Raw genomic sequence first — 4,911 nt, forward strand, 5'->3', positions numbered from 1 at the left:
TCCCTATGAGCAATCAAAACGATTTAGACGACCAGTTATATATTTTATTGGCATCCATGAAGGAATACAGGGAAGCCATAGCAGATGATAACAAGCGATTAGAGACGTTTTACAATAAGGTAGCTAGTGGGGTGCTAGAACAAAGCAAAAAGACCCTAAATAACGCAAATCAGGAAGCTACACGTGCCCTTCAAGGTCGTATTCAGGAGTTAGATAAAGCCACCGATAAATTGAACTACAAATTTATTGCCTTGTTGTGTGCAATTTTCCTTAGTCTGGTATTAGTTTTCCTGTCTTTTATATTTTTATTTATTCCAAGTTTTGATGAGATCAAGCAGCGTCGTGCTGAAGCAGCTTGGCTAGATCAAAGCTATAAACTCGATATTAGAAACTGTAATGGTAAATCCTGTGTCCGAGTTATGAAAAATGACTGTCACGGAACGAATAAGGATTACTGTGTTATTGATCCTAAATAAATACTGGCAAGTACTTTGCTCGGTTCTTTTCTTAATCTTATTGCTACCGAATATCGCAAAGTGGCTCGACTTTGAGATATGGCAATAGCCATGTCTCAAAGTATCGAGCTTTACTTTTCATTCTTTATGTCCTATCTATTTGCTATAGGGAAGCATACTTTATAGCACTTATAGTGGAATTAATAATGAGAAGGTATTTGATTTTCCTAGCTTTTATAATAATGATTTTTATTTTAGCTCTCGTTGTTAAACTCGATAATGATCGGAAAAAATTTGAAGTATTCAATGAAGTAGAGACAACAAACAAGTTGATACAAAAAAAACCATAGTTTTTTTATGGTTTTTTAAATATCTTATAAAATATAAATCCTTATTTAAGTTTCCATGACCCAGTATTCCATGACTGGGCTTTTTTTTATTTCAAATAGTGTTTTAGTAAAAATCTATCAAATTTCGTATAACCGCCATTATGTTAAATGTATAACTTTATAAAGTGTTAATTTTAAAGTCTTCCAATGTTTTGCCTTTTTCTTCTAATAAATTATGAACAAACTCAGGCTCTAATTTCAGCATCAGTTCAATAGCATCATGGATTTTCCAAAATTGTAATTCAGGATGATCTATTATTTGGATTAAATGGTTTTTAATTAAAGGAATATATTCATCGTATTTTTCATCATCAATTAACCAAAATAAGCGACTAATATCAAATGGTTCTGTATTAGATATTTCTATAATCTTTTGTATAGGATGAAATATTTTTATTCTAGCCTGTTCACCAAATCCTAGATCAGCTTGGAATGCCCAATAACGAACAAAAGCTCTAAGTACATGCTGAAGTGTATCATCATAACCATGTAAACGATGATCTATATAACCAACTAATTTATTTTCATTTAATAAATTTACTAATGCATCAAAACCAGAGGATTGTCCCCAATTAGTCAGAAGTTTTGCTGCCTCAAATACAATATTTTCATCAGAAGAATTTAATAAATTTATGACTTGTTCTATACGATCTTCAGGAATATCTTCTGGATCTAAATCTGTTGCATCACATGCGTAATCTGCATGAGTAGGAACGTCATGCAGTAATACAGAAATTTCTTTATTCATTAAGCCACTCATTAATAATTATCTTAAGATTTTCTAAAATTAACATAATACACCTTATACGAAATACAACAGTTTTTTCCTTCAAGATCATTATATTAGAGATTGCCGCCTTGAATCATAGAGCAACAAGGCGGCAACTTTTCTATTTTTTATGTTCCACGCTTACTATTTGATCATTGTTCCACGGTTTTGATTAGATATTTTAATTATTAAACTTCTTCCAGTAATAGCCGAGCGAGTGTCTACGAGCGACCACCTGGCATTAAAATTTCGCCCCTGCCTTTTCCCTGATTACAAACTCCCCTTTGCTTCATAATGAAAGATACAGAGCATCCCGAATGGGTGCGAACTGTATTAGCCAAATTCTAGACGAGCGAAGCGAGCATAAAGACTACTGAGCGAAGCGAAGGCATAGTTTCTTTTTTTATTAAATCCTCAATTCATATTTGAAAAAAACAGCCCCTCAACCGAGCTAAAGCGAGGTTAAAACGTCCGAGCTTTAGCGAGGGCATAGGGCTGTTTTCATGCCTACTTAGGCTTTTATATATATTTTAAAGCTTTTAAATGCTTTTACGACCGCTAGAAACCTTTCTATTAAAGACTTCTAGCGGTTATAAAGGGACATTTAGTCGGTTATAAAGGGACATTTAGTCGGTTATAAAGGGACATTTAGTCGGTTATAAAGGGACATTTAGTCTCTATAAAGGGACATTATAGGTATTGACCCTTTAGTGACTTCAATTTACAATGTCCATATTATAAGTAACAATATAATCTGATTATGAAAAATGAGCTTGTTGTGAAGGATAATGCGTTAATCAATGCTAGTTATAATTTAGAAGTAACTGAACAACGTTTAATACTATTAGCAATTCTTAATGCAAGAGAAACAGGCAACGGTATTACAGCCGATAGTAAATTAGAAATACATGCGAAGGACTATGCAAGCCGTTTTGATATAAGCAATGATGGGGCCTATAAAGCATTAAAGAATGCTGTTTTAAACTTATTTGATCGACAATTTTCCTTTAAAGAACAAGATAAAAAAGGAAATATAGGCACAGTAAAATCAAGATGGGTAAGCCGTATTAAATACATTGATGATTCAGCCACATTAGAGATTACATTTGCGCCTGATGTTGTTCCATTAATTACAAGGCTTGAGCAGCATTTTACGAGCTATCAGCTTAAACAAGTTAGCCAACTTACCAGTAAATACGCTATACGTTTATATGAGCTTTTGATTGCATGGCGTGAAGTTGGAAAAACTCCAAAAATTGAGTTACACGATTTCAGAAGCAAAATTGGTATCGAAGACACTGAATACATAGCAATGAATGATTTTAAAAAACGTGTATTAGAACCAGCTATTAACCAAATTAATAAATATACAGATATTACGGCAACGTATGAACAGCATAAAAAAGGGCGATTAATTTCAGCATTTTCATTTATTTTTAAGCAAAAACACCAACCAAAGATTGAAAAGACAGTTGACCTAAAAAGGGATCCAAATACACCTGATTTCTTTATCCCTATGACAGATGCTCAACGACATTTATTTGCCAATAAAATGGCTAAATTGCCTGAATTGAGCGAGTATTCACGAGGAACTGAAAGCTATGAAGATTTTGCAATCCGTATTGCTGATATGCTTTTAGAACCTCCAAAATTTAGGATGTTCTATCCGCTACTGGAGCAACTTGGGTTTAAGTAACTATTTAAAATGGAGCTAAATAGCTCCCTTTTTTATTAATTTAGAACTGGCAAATCAAAAAGCTTTCTATCTCTATCTTCTGTTAAATACTCGTTGAGTTCAGCGAGTATTTTTTCTTTATTGGCTTCATTGGCATTCATTTTTTTAATCAAATAAGAACCAAGCAAAATTTTACGTCGAGTATCATCCTTCCTTTCCTGCTCTTTTTGCTTTGACCTTTCTCTAGCTTCGATAGCTTGTTTGCGAGCCTTTAACTGTTTCAGCTTTTCTAACTGGGCTTCGATTTTCTTTTCGAGAGTTTCAGCAGCTTTTGTCATGATTCAGATTTCGGGATATAGAAAACCACTCAAGCATAAGGCCCTATGAATTGAAATTCAAGCGGGCTATATGCTATCGTGTTTTTCATGAAATGCGCACTTACGACTTGGATTTCATCCAAGTCAAAGTTTGCGTAAGGGGATACCCCTTAACCCCAAAAAATTGCTACGCAATTTTTAAAAGCAAAAGCAAAACCATCACAAGGCTAAGGCATGGCAATTTATCACTGTACGACTAAGACCGTTAACCGAAGTTCGGGACGAACTGCGGTAGCATCTATGGCCTATCGTGCAGGAGAAAAATTGACAGATGAACGGACAGGGTTAACGCACGACTTCACGAGAAAAGAAGGTGTGGTGTATACAGAGATTCTTTCTAACTTGGATACTGAATTAGACCGAAGCAAAGTTTGGAATCTTGCGGAAAAATCAGAAAATCGGAAAGATGCCCGAACCGCACGTGAATGGGTGATTGCTCTACCGGACGAGCTGGATGAAGAACAGCGAAAAGAACTAGCAAGAGAGTTTGCCCAATCTTTAGTAGACCGTTATGGGGTGGTTGCAGATTTGGCGATTCATGCACCTAGCAAAGGTGGAGATGATAAAAACCATCATGCACATATCTTACTGACAACTCGCAAAGCAGAATTAGATACTGAAAATAAACTGGTCCTCACTCAAAAATCGGAAATTGAGTTAAGTAACACCAAAAGAAAAAGCTTAGGCATGGGAACAAGCCAGGAAGAAATTAAACAGATTCGAGCCACCTGGGCAAACTTAGCCAATCATGCTCTGGAATATGCAGGGTATCGGGAAAGAATCGACCACCGCAGTTATGCCGATCAAGGTAATCAGCTACAAGCCACTATCCATGAGGGTAGTAAGGTCACGCAGATGCGCAGGAAAGGCATAGATACTGAGATTAGTCGTTTCAACGACACGATCAAACAGCAGAACAGCCAACAGCTCCAAAACAAACAACAGCATAAAGAAAAAACCTTAGAACAAGGGTTCAACCGTGTTGAGCAAGGCTTTGAGCAATGGAAGAAAGATCAGGAAGCTAAACGCCTAGAACTGGAACATAAAAAGCAGTTAAAGCTACAGCAAGAACAAGCGATGAAGCTGAAACAACGCAAAAGCATGAATAGAAATGGGCCTTCCCTATGAGCAATCAAAACGATTTAGACGACCAGTTATATATTTTATTGGCATCCATGAAGGAATACAGGGAAGCCATAGCAGATGATAACAAGCGATTAGAGACGTTTTACAATAAGGTAGCTAG

General features: G+C 35.8%; 5 protein-coding genes. 3 read left to right on the forward strand and 2 right to left on the reverse strand.

The genetic code is table 11. The annotated features are described in order from the left end of the window. Positions 1–5 precede the first annotated feature (5 nt). On the forward strand, positions 6–476 hold the full coding sequence (locus tag FTU12_RS16090; protein WP_180001893.1) for a hypothetical protein: 471 nt from the start codon (positions 6–8) through the stop codon (positions 474–476). A 486-nt stretch (positions 477–962) separates the two neighbouring features. On the opposite strand, the gene FTU12_RS16095 is transcribed toward FTU12_RS16090, so the two are convergent. Further along, positions 963–1,592: a hypothetical protein gene (locus tag FTU12_RS16095; RefSeq protein WP_078194520.1), complete on the reverse strand. Its 630-nt coding sequence runs from the start codon at positions 1,590–1,592 to the stop codon at positions 963–965. 781 nt (positions 1,593–2,373) lie between these two features. On the opposite strand from FTU12_RS16095, the gene repM reads away from it, so the two are divergent. Beyond that, positions 2,374–3,309 carry a replication initiation protein RepM gene (repM, locus tag FTU12_RS16100; protein WP_159516845.1) on the forward strand — a complete coding sequence of 312 codons (936 nt, stop codon included), beginning with the start codon at positions 2,374–2,376 and terminating at the stop codon, positions 3,307–3,309. 35 nt (positions 3,310–3,344) lie between these two features. Here repM and FTU12_RS16105 read toward each other — a convergent pair whose 3' ends face one another. Next, complete coding sequence (locus tag FTU12_RS16105; RefSeq protein ID WP_180001894.1) at positions 3,345–3,626, reverse strand: mobilization protein; 282 nt, start codon at positions 3,624–3,626, stop codon at positions 3,345–3,347. 213 nt (positions 3,627–3,839) lie between these two features. On the opposite strand from FTU12_RS16105, the gene mobQ reads away from it, so the two are divergent. Further along, positions 3,840–4,793, forward strand: coding sequence for a MobQ family relaxase (mobQ, locus tag FTU12_RS16110; protein WP_180001892.1), 954 nt, complete (start codon positions 3,840–3,842; stop codon positions 4,791–4,793). Positions 4,794–4,911: the final 118 nt, after the last annotated feature.

The organism is Acinetobacter sp. YH12063, assembly GCF_013419715.1.
GTDB classification, from domain to species: Bacteria; Pseudomonadota; Gammaproteobacteria; order Pseudomonadales; family Moraxellaceae; genus Acinetobacter; species Acinetobacter amyesii.

Coding starts and splice junctions, on each gene's coding strand:
- FTU12_RS16095 (WP_078194520.1), bottom strand. CDS start 1,592: ATGAATAAAGAAATTTCTGTATTACTGCATGACGTTCCTACTCATGCA.
- FTU12_RS16105 (WP_180001894.1), bottom strand. CDS start 3,626: ATGACAAAAGCTGCTGAAACTCTCGAAAAGAAAATCGAAGCCCAGTTA.
- repM (WP_159516845.1), top strand. CDS start 2,374: ATGAAAAATGAGCTTGTTGTGAAGGATAATGCGTTAATCAATGCTAGT.
- FTU12_RS16090 (WP_180001893.1), top strand. CDS start 6: ATGAGCAATCAAAACGATTTAGACGACCAGTTATATATTTTATTGGCA.
- mobQ (WP_180001892.1), top strand. CDS start 3,840: ATGGCAATTTATCACTGTACGACTAAGACCGTTAACCGAAGTTCGGGA.